11 protein-coding genes are annotated in these 13,837 nt (G+C 72.4%); 2 read left to right on the forward strand and 9 right to left on the reverse strand.

Going from position 1 to position 13,837, the window contains the following annotated elements:
- Position 1: 1 nt before the first annotated feature.
- From aceE to cobT, 7 genes are all read right to left on the reverse strand, one after another.
- The gene (aceE, locus tag BGP73_RS02710) at positions 2-2,689 is read right to left on the reverse strand and encodes a pyruvate dehydrogenase (acetyl-transferring), homodimeric type (protein ID WP_069811751.1); all 2,688 of its coding nucleotides are present in this window, start codon (positions 2,687-2,689) and stop codon (positions 2-4) included.
- Positions 2,690-2,877: 188 nt separating this feature from the next.
- The gene (locus BGP73_RS02715; RefSeq protein WP_069811752.1) at positions 2,878-3,522 is read right to left on the reverse strand and encodes a GntR family transcriptional regulator; all 645 of its coding nucleotides are present in this window, start codon (positions 3,520-3,522) and stop codon (positions 2,878-2,880) included.
- A 194-nt stretch (positions 3,523-3,716) separates the two neighbouring features.
- A complete protein-coding gene (locus BGP73_RS02720; RefSeq protein ID WP_069811753.1) occupies positions 3,717-4,304 on the reverse strand; it encodes an NADPH-dependent FMN reductase in 588 nt (195 codons plus the stop codon).
- A 210-nt stretch (positions 4,305-4,514) separates the two neighbouring features.
- Positions 4,515-6,284, reverse strand: a complete 1,770-nt coding sequence (sucB, locus tag BGP73_RS02725) for a 2-oxoglutarate dehydrogenase, E2 component, dihydrolipoamide succinyltransferase (protein ID WP_069811754.1) — start codon at positions 6,282-6,284, stop codon at positions 4,515-4,517.
- Positions 6,285-6,334: 50 nt separating this feature from the next.
- Positions 6,335-7,723: a dihydrolipoyl dehydrogenase gene (gene lpdA / locus BGP73_RS02730; RefSeq protein WP_069811755.1), complete on the reverse strand. Its 1,389-nt coding sequence runs from the start codon at positions 7,721-7,723 to the stop codon at positions 6,335-6,337.
- A gap of 357 nt (positions 7,724-8,080) precedes the next feature.
- The gene (locus BGP73_RS02735; RefSeq protein ID WP_069811756.1) at positions 8,081-9,625 is read right to left on the reverse strand and encodes a leucyl aminopeptidase; all 1,545 of its coding nucleotides are present in this window, start codon (positions 9,623-9,625) and stop codon (positions 8,081-8,083) included.
- A 144-nt stretch (positions 9,626-9,769) separates the two neighbouring features.
- The gene (gene cobT, locus BGP73_RS02740; protein WP_069811757.1) at positions 9,770-10,834 is read right to left on the reverse strand and encodes a nicotinate-nucleotide--dimethylbenzimidazole phosphoribosyltransferase; all 1,065 of its coding nucleotides are present in this window, start codon (positions 10,832-10,834) and stop codon (positions 9,770-9,772) included.
- Positions 10,835-11,015: 181 nt separating this feature from the next.
- Here cobT and BGP73_RS02745 point away from each other — a divergent pair, with 181 nt between their 5' ends.
- Positions 11,016-11,267: a hypothetical protein gene (locus BGP73_RS02745; protein ID WP_069811758.1), complete on the forward strand. Its 252-nt coding sequence runs from the start codon at positions 11,016-11,018 to the stop codon at positions 11,265-11,267.
- Positions 11,268-11,418: 151 nt separating this feature from the next.
- On the opposite strand, the gene BGP73_RS02750 is transcribed toward BGP73_RS02745, so the two are convergent.
- Together BGP73_RS02750 and BGP73_RS02755 are read right to left on the reverse strand one after the other, a co-directional pair.
- Positions 11,419-12,129, reverse strand: coding sequence for a class I SAM-dependent methyltransferase (locus tag BGP73_RS02750; RefSeq protein ID WP_244501056.1), 711 nt, complete (start codon positions 12,127-12,129; stop codon positions 11,419-11,421).
- Positions 12,130-12,155: 26 nt separating this feature from the next.
- A complete protein-coding gene (locus tag BGP73_RS02755) occupies positions 12,156-12,752 on the reverse strand; it encodes a DUF3043 domain-containing protein (protein WP_069812086.1) in 597 nt (198 codons plus the stop codon).
- Positions 12,753-13,010: 258 nt separating this feature from the next.
- Here BGP73_RS02755 and BGP73_RS02760 point away from each other — a divergent pair, with 258 nt between their 5' ends.
- Positions 13,011-13,796: a PspA/IM30 family protein gene (locus BGP73_RS02760; RefSeq protein ID WP_069811759.1), complete on the forward strand. Its 786-nt coding sequence runs from the start codon at positions 13,011-13,013 to the stop codon at positions 13,794-13,796.
- Positions 13,797-13,837: the final 41 nt, after the last annotated feature.

A 13,837-nucleotide genomic window follows, 5' to 3' on the forward strand; every position in this document is an offset into this window, starting at 1 on the left:
GTCACAGACCGTAGCGCTCGGCCGCCTCCCGCGGGGTGCCGGGCTTGACCTCGCCGCGCCGGGCGAGGGCGGCCAGGGCGGCGACCGTCACCGACTGGGCGTCGACCCCGAAGTGCCTCCGGGCCGCCTCCCTGGTGTCGGAGAGCCCGAAGCCGTCGGTGCCCAGAGAGGTCCAGTCCTGCTCCACCCACGGCGCGATCTGGTCCGGGACCGCCCGCATCCAGTCGCTGACGGCGAGGACCGGTCCGGTCGTCCCGGCGAGCGCCCGGGTCAGGTACGGAACCCGGTCCTCCCCGGCGAGCCGGGCGGCGTCGCAGGCGAGGGCGTCGCGGCGCAGCTCGGTCCAGGAGGTGGCCGACCAGACGTCGGCCGCCACCCCCCAGTCCTCGGCGAGCAGCCGCTGGGCCTCCAGCGACCAGTGGATGGCGGTGCCGCTGGCCAGCAACTGGAGCTGCGGGGAGGCGACCGCCGAGTACCGGTAGAGGCCGCGGAGGATGCCCTCCTCGACGCCTTCCGGCATGGCCGGCTGCCGCTTCGGCTCGTTGTAGACGGTGAGGTGGTAGAAGACGTCCTCGCCGTTCGGGTGCTCCGGGCTCGCCCCGAACATCCGGCGCATACCCTCCCGGACGATCACCGCGATCTCGTAGGCGAACGCCGGGTCGTAGCTGACCGCCGCCGGGTTGGTGGACGCGATCAGATGCGAGTGGCCGTCGGCGTGCTGGAGGCCCTCACCGGTCATGGTGGTGCGGCCCGCGGTGGCGCCGATCAGGAAGCCCCGGCCGAGCTGGTCGGCAAGCGCCCACATCTGGTCCGCGGTCCGCTGCCAGCCGAACATCGAGTAGAAGATGTAGAAAGGGATCATCGGCTCGCCGTGGGTGGCGTACGAGGTCGCGGCGGCCGTGAACGAGGCCATCGAACCGGCCTCGGTGATGCCCTCGTTGAGGATCTGCCCGTTCGCCGCCTCCTTGTAGTAGAGGAGTTGGTCCCGGTCGACCGGCTCGTAGGTCTGCCCGAGCGGCGAGTAGATCCCGGCGGTCGGGAAGAGCGACTCCATGCCGAAGGTGCGGGCCTCGTCCGGCACGATCGGCACCCAGCGGTGGCCGGTCGCCTTCTCCCGCATCAGCTCCTTGACCAGCCGGACGAAGGCCATGGTGGTGGCGATCTCCTGGCTGCCCGACCCCTTCTGGAGGGCCTCGAAGGGTTTGGCGGCCGGCTCGGGCAGCGGTACCGAGAAGAGTCTGCGCGCCGGCGCCGGCCCGCCGAGCGCCGCCCGCCGCTCCCGCAGATAGCGCACCTCGGGGGAGTCCGCCCCCGGGTGTACGTAGGGCGGCAGCTCCCCGGTCAGCGCGCTGTCCGGGACGGGAAGCTCCAGCAGGTCGCGCATGGCTCGGAAACCGTCGGTCGTCAGCTTCTTCATCTGGTGGTTGGCGTTGCGCGACTCGAAGCCCGGTCCGAGCGTCCAGCCCTTCACCGTCTGGACCAGGACCACGGTCGGCGCGCCGCGGTGGGCCAGGGCCGCCCGGTAGGCGGCGTAGACCTTCCGGGGCTCGTGGCCGGCCCGCGAGGTGCCGAACACCTCGGCGAGCCGCGCGTCGTCGAACGGCTCCGCGAGGGCCCGCAGCGCCGGGTCGGCACCGAAGAAGTGCTCGCGGACGTAGGCCCCGTCCCGGGTGGCGTAGGTCTGGAACTGCCCGTCCGGCAGTTCGCCCAGCCGAGTGACCAGCGCTCCGTCGAGGTCCCGGGCGAGCAACTCGTCCCAGGCATCTCCCCACAGGGACTTGACCACGTGCCAGCCGGCCGCCCGGAACAGCGCCTCCAGCTCCTGGACGATCTTCCCGTTGCCGCGTACCGGCCCGTCCAGCCGCTGGAGGTTGCAGTTGATGACGAAGGTGAGGTTGTCCAGGCCCTCCCGGGCGGCCAGGGCCAGCGCCGCGGTCGACTCCGGCTCGTCCATCTCGCCGTCGCCGAGGAAGGCCCAGACGTGCGAGGCGGAGGTGTCCTTGATGCCGCGGGCGTGCAGATAGCGGTTGAACCGGGCCTGGTGGATGGCCGAGAGCGGGCCCAGCCCCATCGACACGGTGGGGAACTCCCAGAAGTCCGGAAGCCGGCGCGGGTGCGGGTAGGAGGGCAGGCCCTCACCGGCGACCTCCTGCCGGAACCGGTCCAGGTGGCCTTCGGAGAGGCGCCCTTCGAGGAAGGCGCGAGCGTAGATGCCGGGGGAGGCGTGGCCCTGGACGTACAGCTGGTCTCCGGAGGTCGCCGACGCGTGGTGGCCGGACTCCTTGCCGCGGAAGAAGTGCTGGAAGCCGATCTCGTAGAGCCAGGCGGCCGAGGCGTAGGTGGCCATGTGCCCGCCGAGACCGCCGCGCAGATCGGCGCGGGTCACCATGGCGGCGGCGTTCCAGCGGTTCCAGGCCGTGATCCGGCGCTCCAGCTCCGGTTCGCCCGGCAGCGGGGGCTCGGCGGAGGTGGGGATGGTGTTGACGTAGTCGGTGGTGAGCAGCCCGGGCAGGCCGATGCCGGACCGCTCGGAGTGTTCGAGGGTCCGGCGCATCAGGTAGCGGGCGCGGTGGGCGCCTGCCGCCCGGTGGACGGCGTCCAGCGAGCTCCGCCACTCGGCGGTCTCCTCGGGGTCGCGGTCGGGCAGCTGGTCGAGCTGGCCGGGGCGGCGGTTGACGGGGTCGGGCATGGTGGTCCGCCTTCCGGAGGGGTGCAGAGGGCGGGGGGCGAGCAGGCAGGACAGGCAGCTCGCGCCCCTGCGCTCGACCATAGGCTTTGATCGATGATCGATCAATATTCATGGGGGAGTGGGAGGAAAGTCGGCACCACGTGCCTGGTCGCTCGGCACTCGGTGTCAAAAGGGGACGGTATGGCCGTTCAGGGGGCCGCCGTCTCCGGCCGTACCTGCGGGGCGCAGCTGAGCACGTGGTCCCGCAGCAGTTCACCGATCAACGGGTCGCGCCGGCGGAACGCCGCCACGATCTCGGCGTGCTCCTCGGCGTGCCGGCGTGGTTCCGGGCTGAGCCAGCGGATGGACAGCGTGGTCCACACCTCGATCCCCAGCGATTCCCAGCTGTGCAGCAGCACCGAGTTCTCCGCGGCCCGGACGATCTCCCGGTGGAACGCCACCGTGTGCCGGACCTGCGCCTCCCCGTCCATCACCCGGTCTGCCTCGCGCAACGCGGCGACCTCGTGCTCCAGCGCTCCGGTGTCCTCCGCCAGCCTGGGCGCGGCCAGCTCGGCGGCCACCCGCTCCAGCCCGGCCCGCACCGGATAGCTCTCCTCCACGTCGGCGGCGGTCAGGGCGCGGACCCGGACCCCCTTGTTCGGCGCCGACTCGATCAGCCGCAGCGCCTCCAACTCCCGGAGCGCCTCCCGGACCGGAGCCTGGCTGACCTCCATCTCGGCCGCGATCCGGCGCTCGACGATCCGCTCTCCGGGCTTCCACCGGCCACTGACGATCCCCTCCAGGATCTGCTCCCGGATCTGCTCGCGCAGCGATCGGACGACGGGCGGCGACATGCGGGCTCCGTAGGTCGGTGGCCGGCCCGGTCGGGCGCGGCGGGCAGCGGTGACGTAGCCATTATCGGGGGCATGGGGCGGTATCCGGAGGGGTGGATGCGGGTCCGTGACGCTCATAGGCCCTGGAGGGCGGTCCGAGGAGGGGTCGCCGCCAGCGGGCGAGGGTGTTTCCCGGCGGCGGGCGGCCCGGGGCGTCAGACCTCGTAGGGGCGGACGGCCTTGGCCTCCCGCAGCGCGGTGGCCCACCAGGTGAGCTGGTCGAGCATGCCCTTGGCGGAGCCCTCGTACATCGTCGCCTCGATCAGCGATCCCTCGCCGTCGAACCGCTCCCAGGCCGTGTGGAAGCTGACGCTGTCGCGCACGGTCACCGCGTGCAGTTCGGCGAAGACCAGTCGCAGTTGCTCGACCGCCCGCAGCCCCCCGCCCAGGCCCCCGTAGGAGACGAAGCCGACCGGCTTGGCCCGCCACTCGGTGGAGTGCGCGTCGATCACGCTCTTCAGGGAGGCGGGGAAGCTGTGGTTGTACTCGGGCGTGACGACGACGAAGGCGTCGGCCGTCCGCAGCCGCTCGGACAGTTCCTCCGCCTCCCGGCGGCTCCCCGGGGAAGCGGCTCCCGGGGCCAGCGCCAGCGGGGCTTCGACGAGGTCGATGACGTCGAGCGCGAGGTTCTCGCGCTGACGGGCGTGGTCGATGAACCAGGTGGCCACGGTGGGGCCGAAACGGCCCTCGCGGGAACTGCCGATGATGACCGAGACACGCAGCGGGTCGGGGGCGGTCGACATGGGGTCTCTCTTCCGTTGGTCAGGTCTGGGTGGTGGTGGGTCCACTTGGGCGGGACGTCGGGCGGCCCAGTCCGCCAGTGGCAGGGCGGACCGCGGTGGATGGCAGCCGAACGGGGAGCCTCCCGGGCCGGTGCGGGAACACGGCCTGAGACGGGGCGCGCCCCCCGCCCGGGGTTGGGCAGGGGGCGCGTCCGCCGGTGCGGGAACCGGTCAGAGACCGAGGTCGCCCTCGAACTCGCCGGCTTCCAGACGGTCCTTGATGGTGGCCAGGAAACGGGCCGCGTCCGCGCCGTCGACCAGGCGGTGGTCGTAGGACAGGGCCAGGTAGACCATGTCCCGGATGGCGATGGTCGAACCGAGCTCCGGGGTGGAGACGACGACCGGACGCTTCACGGTGGCGCCGATGCCCAACATGCCGACCTGCGGCTGGTTGAGGATCGGGGTGTCGAACAGCGCACCGCGCGATCCGGTGTTGGTCACCGTGAAGGTGCCGCCGGCCAACTCGTCCGGCTTGATGCCGCCTTCCCGGACCCGGGCGGCCAGGTCGGCGGTCTTCTTGGCGATGCCGGCGATGTTCAGATCGCCCGCACCGTGGATGACCGGGACGAAGAGGCCCTTCTCGGTGTCCACAGCGATGCCGATGTTCTCGACGTCGTGGTAGGTGATCGTGTCGTCGTCGTTCACCCGGGCGTTCACGACCGCGTGGACCTTCAGCGCCTCGGCGGCCGCCTTGACGAAGAAGGGCATCGGAGAGAGCTTGACGCCCTCGCGCGCCAGGAAGCTCTCCTTCGCCTTGGCCCGCAGCTGCATGACCTTGGTGACGTCCACCTCGACCACGGTGGTCAGCTGCGCCGACACCTTCAGCGACTCGAGCATGTGCTTGGCCGTCGCCTTGCGGATGCGCGACATCTTGACGGTCTGCCCGCGCAGCGAGGACGGGACCACGGGCGCCGGTCCCTTGGCGGCCGGGGCGGCCGGAGCGGCCGTCGTGGCCCGGGCCTTGGCGGCCTCGGCCGCGGCCAGGACGTCCTGCTTGCGGATCCGGCCGCCCACCCCGGTGCCCTTCACCGAGGCCAGGTCGACGCCGTTCTCCGTGGCCAGCTTGCGCACCAGCGGGGTGACGTAGGCGCCGCCGGTGTCACCGGCGGGGGCCGCCGGAGCGGGGGCCGGAGCCGGAGCGGGTGCGGGGGCGGACGGGGTCGGCTCCGGCGCGACCGGCGCCGGAGTGGCGACCTGCGGGGCCGGGGCGGACGGCGCCTGCGGAGCGGGCGCCGGTGCCGGTGCCGCCGGTGCGGCAGGTGCCGGCTCGGGCTCCGGCGCGGCGGGGGCCGGTGCGGGCACCGCCGGTGCGGGCGCCGCGGCCGGTGCGGCCGAGGGCGAGCCGATGACGGCCAGCTTGGCGCCGACCGCCGCGGTCTCGTCCTCGCCGACCACGATCTCCAGCAGCGTCCCCGCCGCGGGGGAGGGGATCTCGGTGTCGACCTTGTCGGTGGAGACCTCGAGCAGTGGCTCGTCGGCCTCGACCGACTCGCCGACCTCCTTCAGCCAGCGGGTCACGGTGCCCTCGGTCACCGACTCGCCCAGTGCGGGGAGGGTCACCGGGGTGCCCTCGGCTCCGCCGGCGGGCGCCGGTGCCGGTGCCGCCGGTGCCGGTTCGGGCTGCGTCGCGGGGGCCGCGGCGGCCGGTGCCGGTTCGGGCTCGGGCTGGGCGGCCGGGGCCGGAGCCGCGGCCGGGGCGCCGGAGCCGTCGTCGATGACGGCCAGCTCGGCGCCGACCTCCACGGTCTCGTCCTCCGCCACCTTGATGGAGGAGAGCACCCCGGCAGCCGGTGCCGGGATCTCGGTGTCGACCTTGTCGGTGGAGACCTCGAGCAGTGGCTCGTCGGCCTCGACGCGCTCGCCCTCGGCCTTCAGCCAGCGGGTCACAGTTCCCTCGGACACGCTCTCACCGAGCGCCGGCAGGGTTACGGAAACCGCCATGGTTCCTGTTGCTCCTTATGAGTGGTGCGGACGGTTCGCGCCCGGGGTTGCTAGTCGTGGGCGTGCAGCGGCTTGCCGGCCAGCGCCAGGTGCGCCTCGCCGAGAGCCTCGTTCTGCGTCGGGTGCGCGTGGATGAGCTGCGCGACCTCGGCTGGCAGCGCCTCCCAGTTGTAGATCAGCTGGGCTTCGCCGACCTGCTCGCCCATCCGGTCGCCGACCATGTGGACGCCGACCACGGCACCGTCCCGCACCTGGACGAGCTTGATCTCGCCCGCGGCCTTCAAGATCTTGCTCCGGCCGTTGCCGCCGAGGTTGTACTTGAGGGCGACGACCTTGTCGGCGCCGTACACCTCCTTGGCCTTGGCCTCGGTCATGCCCACCGAAGCGACCTCCGGGTGGCAGTAGGTCACCCGGGGCACACCGTCGTAGTCGATCGGCACGGTCTTGAGACCGGCCAGCCGCTCGGCGACGAGGATGCCCTCGGCGAAGCCGACGTGGGCGAGCTGGAGGGTGGGGATGAGGTCGCCCACCGCGGAGATCGTCGGCACGTTGGTCCGGCAGTACTCGTCGACCAGGACGTAGCCGCGGTCCATCCGGACCCCGGCCTCCTCGTAGCCCAGGCCCTCGGAGACCGGTCCCCGGCCGACGGCGACCAGGAGCAGCTCGGCGTCGTAGGTCTTGCCGTTCTCCAAGGAGACCCGGACACCGGCGTCGGTGTACTCCACGCCCGAGAAGCGGGAGCCCACCGAGAACTTGATGCCGCGCTTGCGGAAGGCACGCTCCAGCAGCTTCGAGCTGTTCTCGTCCTCGGCCGGGACGAGGTGCGGAAGCGCCTCGACCACGGTCACGTCGGCCCCGAAGGACTTCCACGCCGAGGCGAACTCGACGCCGATGACCCCGCCGCCGAGGACGATCGCGGACTGCGGCACCCGGTCCATCACCAGGGCGTGCTCCGAGGAGATGACCCGGTTGCCGTCGATCTCCAGCCCCGGCAGCGACTTCGGCCGGGAACCGGTGGCCAGCAGGATGTGCCGGCCCTCGTACCGCTGGCCGTCCACGTCCACCGAGGTGGGCGAGGAGAGGCGGCCTTCACCGGCCACGTAGGTGACCTTGCGAGAGGCCACAAGCCCCTGCAGGCCCTTGTAGAGGCCGGAGACCACGCCGTCCTTGTACTTGTGGACCGCCGGCATGTCAATGCCCTCGAAAGAGGTCTTGACACCGAAGCTGGCGCCATCGCGGGCCTGGTCGGCCAGCTCACCGGCGTGCAGCAGGGCCTTGGTAGGGATGCATCCGTAGTGCAGACAGGTGCCGCCCAGCTTGTCCTTCTCGATCAGGGCGACGTCCAGGCCCAGCTGAGCCGCGCGCAGCGCAGCGGCGTAACCGCCGCTGCCGCCGCCGAGGATCACTAGGTCGAAAACGGTGCTGGCGTCGTTCGCCACGTCACGTCCTCCATGCATGGGTACGCCGGAGCCGGTCTGCGGTGACCGGGCGGCGGCTGTCGTTCGGCCGCTGTGTACTCGGCTCGTATGTGTGGCTCGCTCGGTTAAGAGAGCCCGGGCCCTGTCCTGCCGGGACAACATCTTCGCACTTGTCGGCGGCAGACGGGACGCCGGGCCGGTCGCTCGGTGGACCGGAAGGCCAGGAAACCGGGTTACCGGTGCGTATCAGGTGCGGAATTCGTCCAGAGCGAACGCAAACGCCCGGCCCCGGGCGATGTGCCGGGGCCGGGCGGATCTGGGCAGCGGTCCGGGCCCGACGGGTGCGGCCGCCGTCGGGCACCCGTTCCGGCCCGGACGTCAGACGAGCTCTCCGGCGGCGATCCGCTCGGCCAGCCGCACCAGGGTGCGGACGGACGAGCCGGTGCCGCCCTTGTGCGTGTAGCCGTACGGGGCGCCCTCGTGGAACGCCGGACCGGCGATGTCCAGGTGGGCCCAGGTGATGTCCTCACCGACGAACTCCTGGAGGAAGAGCCCGGCCACCAGGCCGCTGCCCATGCGCTCGCCCATGTTGGAGATGTCGGCCACCGTGGAGTCCATGGCCTTGAGCAGTTCGCGCGGCATCGGCATCGGCCAGGACTGCTCGCCGACCTCCTCGGCGACCTCGTGGATGGAGGTGCGGAAGGCGTCGTCGTTCGCCATGATGCCGAAGGTGCGGTTGCCCAGGGCGAGCATCATGGCGCCGGTGAGGGTCGCCACGTCGACGATCGCGTCCGGCTTCTCCTCCGAGGCCCGGGTCAGGGCGTCGGCCAGCACGAGTCGGCCCTCGGCGTCGGTGTTGAGCACCTCCACCGTCTTGCCGCTGTACATCCGCAGGACGTCGCCGGGGCGGGTGGCCGAGCCGGACGGCATGTTCTCGGCCAGGGCGAGCCAGCCGGTGACGTTGACCTCCAGACCCAGCTTGGCCGCGGTGACGACGGCGGCGAAGACGGCGGCCGCACCGCTCATGTCGCACTTCATCGTCTCGTTGTGGCCGGCCGGCTTCAGCGTGATGCCGCCAGAGTCGTAGGTGATGCCCTTGCCGACCAGCGCCAGGGTCTTCTTCGCCTTGGGGTGGCTGTGGACCAGCCGCACCAGGCGCGGCGGGTTCGCCGAACCCTGACCGACGCCCAGGAGGCCGCCGTAGCCGCCCTCGCGGAGGTCCTGCTCGTCGAGGACCTCGACCTTGAGGCCGTGCTCCTTGCCGACCGCCAGGGCGATGTCGGCGAAAGACTTCGGGAACAGGTCGTTCGAGGGGATGTTGACCAGGTCACGCGCCCGGTGCACCTCTCCGACCAGCGCCGTGGCGCGCTCGGTGGCCGCCTTGTAGGCCTTGTCCTTCGGCTTCCCGCCGAGCAGGACGACCTCGCCCAGCGGCGCGCTCTTGTCCTTCTTCTCCTGGTCGGCGGCGGCCTTCTGGGCGGCGCCGGCGCGGTAGGTGGTGAAGGAGTACGCGCCCAGCAGGGCGCCCTCCGCGATGGCCGCGGCGTACTCGGCGCTGTCGAGCGGAAGCGCGAAACCGGCGGACTCCGCGCCCGCCAGGGCCCGGGCCGCCGACCCCGCCGCGCGGCGCAGCGTCTCACCGTCGAAGGTCTCGCCCTTCTCCGGGGCGTCGCCCAGGCCGACGGCCAACACGACCGGGGACTTGAAGCCGGAGGGAGCGGGGAGTTTGGTCACCTCCCCCTCACCCCCGGAGGCGCCGAGAGTCTCCAGAACGGCGGCCAACTTGCCGTCGTACGCCTTGTCGACGGCCTCGGCGCCGGCCACCACGACGGGGCGGCCCTTGGCGCCCTTGGCCACGGCGACGACGATGGCGTCCGAACGCAGAGCGGCCGGGGCAGAGGTGCTGAGAGTCAGTGCTGTCACGGTTGTGGGGTCCCTCTTCCGTTGAGTTCCTCGGCCGATGGGTGGGCCGGCCGCCGCCCGGTGCATCGTACGTTCCGGACTACTGGCCGCCGGGCGTGGGCCGTTGTCCGCACCTTAATGGCCTTCCAGGCCGTCGCCGTCCACCTACCGTGTCACGGACGGCGGGACCTGCTCGGGCAGTTCGGCGGTGAGCGCCGCGGCGGCCCGCACGATCGGCAGCGCGAGCAGCGCCCCCACGCCCTCCCCCACGCGCAGCCCCTGGTCCAACAACGGCTCCAGGGACAGCCGGTCGAGCGCCTTCTCCTGGGCCGGTTCCCCGCTCAGGTGACCGGCGATCCACCAGTCCGGGGCACGGAAGGCCACGCGCTGGGCCACCAGCGCGCAGGCCGCCGAGACGACGCCGTCCAGGACCACCGGCATCCGGCGCACCGCGCTCTGCAGCAGGAACCCGGTGATGGCGGCGAGGTCGGCCCCGCCCGCGGTGGCGAGCAGCGCCAGCGGGTCCCCCATGACGGGGCGGGCGCGGCGCAGCGCGTCCCGGATCGCCGCGCACTTGCGCATCCAGGCCAGATCGTCGATTCCGGCGCCCCCGCGGCCGGTCACCACCGAGGCGTCGGTGCCGCAGAGGGTGGCGATCAGGGTGCTCGCCGCCGTGCTGCCACCGACGCTCAGATCGCCGAGCGCGACCAGGTCGGTGCCGGCGTCCGCCTCCTCGTCGGCGATCGCCATCCCGGAGCGGAACGCCTGCTCCGCCTCCTCGGCCGTCAGCGCGTCCTCGATGTCGATCCGGCCCGAGCCCCGCCGTACCCGGTGCCGGACCACCTCCGCCGGCAGGTCACCCGGTTCGCAGTCGACGGAGAGGTCCACCACCCGGACGGGCGTTCCGGAGCGGCGGGCGAGGATGGCGACGGCCCGTTCGCCGTCCAGCACCCCGCGGACCAGTCGCTCGGTGCTCCCCGCGGGTCGCCCCGAGACGTCCAGCCGCGCGACTCCGTGGTCACCGGCGAAGAGCAGCACCCTGGGGTGTTCGACCGGGCGTACCGCGGCGGTGGACTGGGCCGCCGACAGCCAATCGCCGAGGTCGTCGAGGCGGCCCAGCGATCCGGGGGGCACTGCCAGCCGCCCCCGGCGCTCCTCGGCCTCGCGCCGCACGGCGGAGTCCGGGCGCTTGATCAGGTTGCCGAAGTCATCAAGATTCAGACCGCTCATCCGCCGAACCCTATCGCTGCCCCGAGGCTGGTGACCGGACTGGCCCGGTGGGGTGCGGAGCGGGCGGTCGCGGGCGGTGGCGGCCGGATCGGTCCGGTGTGCGGAGCGGCCCTGGTCCGGCGGGGCCCGGAAGACCATAGGCTGCGACGAGCAGGCAGACGGCGGAGCCAGGAGGCAGTACATGGCGTGGACGTGGCGGTTCGAGAAGGCCGACGGCACCGAGACCGAACCCTCGGTCGAGCAGGAGGAGTTCAGCACCCAAGGTGATGCGGAGTCCTGGGTGGGTGAGGTGTGGCGGGAGCTGCTGGACGGCGGCACCGACCAGGTGACGCTCCTGGAGGACGGCAGGAAGGTCTACGGGCCGATGGTCCTGCACGGTCCGGAAGCCGTCTCGGAGACCGGCGAAGGGGCGGGCGACTCCCTCAACGGGTGAGCGCGACGGGCACGGCTGGGGCGGCGGACCGTCCACCGGCCCTCCGGTACGGAGCCCGGTACGGGCCGACCGGGGGAGGGGCCGGCCGGGTCCGCCGTCCCACCGTCCCGGGCAGCGCCCGGGGGGTCGGGCTCCGGCGGGCGGCGGTCGCTCAGCCGCGGACGCCGCAGACGTGCAGCAGGTCCGCTATCGCACGGTAGGGGTCGGTGCGCCCGGCGCGCTCCTCGGCGGCCAGCAGCTGTTCCCGGTTCCGCCGATCCGACGCCGCGGGCGCCGGATCGGTGAAGACGCCGACCCCGTACCAGGAGTGGACGGGGACCCCGAGGTCCGCCAGCGTCCTGGTCAGGTTGCTGAACCGGTCGGGTTGGGCGGGGGAGTCGAAGGCGGCGAGGGCGGCCGTCCAGTCGCCGGCCCGGCCGGGGCGCATGGCCAGGGCGTCGGCGTTCCGAACCAGCAGCGAGAGGAGCCCTCCCGGGGCGAGGACCCGGGCGAGGCCGGCCAGCAGCGGGTCGGGCTGGGGGAGCGGGATGAGGGCGCCGTGGCAGAGCACCACGTCGAAACTGCCGGGCGGGAAGTGCGCACCGGTGTCCGGGCAGTCGCCCGCGACCAGGTGGACCCGCCGCTGGACCCGGAGCGGGTCGTCGACCAGGGCGTGGCGCAGGGCGGCCGACCGCGCGGGGTCGGGCTCGAGCGCGGTCACCTCGTGGCCCGCTCGGGCCAGCCGTACGGAGTGCGGGCCGGCCGCGAGGCCGACCTCCAGGATCCGCAGTCGTCGGTCCGGGCCGAAACGGCTGTCGAGTTGCTCCGACAACTGCCGGGCCACGAGTTCCCCGCGCAGCGTCTCGCGCTCCCCGCCGGGCACGCCGGCCGGGAGGGTGGCGGCGGTCGTCAGGGCCGTTCTCCACGCTTGACCGTCGGCTTCGGCAGGCGCAGCCGCCGCATCTGGAGCGACCGCATCAGGGCGTACGGGACGGCGCCCCGGAGGTTCTCGTCGGGGAAGCGCTCCCGCAGCCGCTTCTTCAGCCGGAACGACAGCGTGACGAAGTCCAGGATCATCACGACGATGACGCAGAGCCACAGCAGCTGGGAGATGTTCTGCAGGGTCGGCGACGGCATGGTGCTCAGCACCAGGATGATCACGGCGAGCGGCAGGAAGAACTCGGGCACGGAGAAGCGCGAGTCCACGTAGTCGCGGACGAACTTCCGGACCGGCCCGCGGTCGCGAGCGGGGAAGAACCGCTCGTCGCCCTTGGCGAGGCCCTCGCGCTGCTTGCCGAGCTCGGCTCGGCGGGCCTCGCGTTGCCGCTTGGCGGCCTCCTTCCGGGAGACCGGCGTCAGGGCCGCCGCACGACGCTGGGACTGCGCGACGGCGCGCTTGGGCGTCGGGCGGCCCTTGGGCGCCTGGGGGTCACGGGGCTGCTTGGGCTGGCCCGCGGTCGCGGTGGACTCGGCGGCCTGCTCATCCTTGGAACGGCTTCGGAACACGAGACCCAAGGGTACGGTGTCTTCGCCGCAGAGGTCCCGTGCGGTGCCGGGAAAGATCGGCGGCAGGCCGCCCGACACGTGTCCAATCCGGATATAGCGCCCCTCGCCTACTCCCTGCGCCGTAGGAAGTCCGTATCGTGTTCGTCCTGCGGGAGGAGCGCATCAGCGCTCGATCAGTGCGGTAATAGGGGTGGGACCCGTAGGCTGGGTCCTGAGAATGCTGGAGCTCAAGCCCGGAGAAGGGGGCGCGCGAGGCCCATGAGCGGTGTCATGAAGCGGATGGGGATGATTTTCCGCGCGAAGGCCAACAAGGCCCTGGACCGGGCCGAGGACCCACGCGAAACCCTTGATTACTCGTACCAGAAGCAGCTCGAGCTGCTGCAGAAGGTCCGGCGGGGGGTGGCCGACGTCGCCACCTCGCGCAAGCGGCTGGAACTGCAGCTCGGCCAGCTCCAGAGCCAGTCCAGCAAGCTGGAGGACCAGGGCCGCAAGGCGCTGGCGCTCGGCCGTGAGGACCTGGCCCGTGAGGCGCTGTCCCGGCGCGCCGCCCTCCAGCAGCAGGTCACCGATCTGGAGACGCAGCACCAGACCCTGCAGGGCGAGGAGGAGAAGCTGACCCTCGCTGCCCAGCGGCTGCAGGCCAAGGTCGACGCCTTCCGGACGAAGAAGGAGACCATCAAGGCCACCTACACCGCCGCTCAGGCCCAGACCCGCATCGGCGAGGCGTTCTCCGGTATCTCCGAGGAGATGGGCGACGTCGGCCTGGCGGTCCAGCGGGCCGAGGACAAGACGGCGCAGATGCAGGCGCGGGCCGGGGCGATCGACGAGCTGATGGCCTCCGGTGCCCTGGACGACCCGACCGGGACCGCCAAGGACGACATCTCCGCGGAGCTGGACCGGCTCTCCGGAGGGGCGGACGTGGAACTGGAGCTGCAGCGGATGAAGGCCGAGCTGGCCGGCGGCAGCGGTTCGCAGCAGGCGATCGAGGGCGGCGGGCAGTCCCAGGGGCAGCAGCAAGCGCGGCCCGACTTCGACAAGCAGTAAGAGACCCCTCGCCGACGAGGTCTCACGACATGGGAGGTCTT

Origin of the sequence: Streptomyces sp. TP-A0874, assembly GCF_001748085.1 — a bacterium.
Lineage (GTDB): Bacteria > Actinomycetota > Actinomycetes > Streptomycetales > Streptomycetaceae > Streptomyces.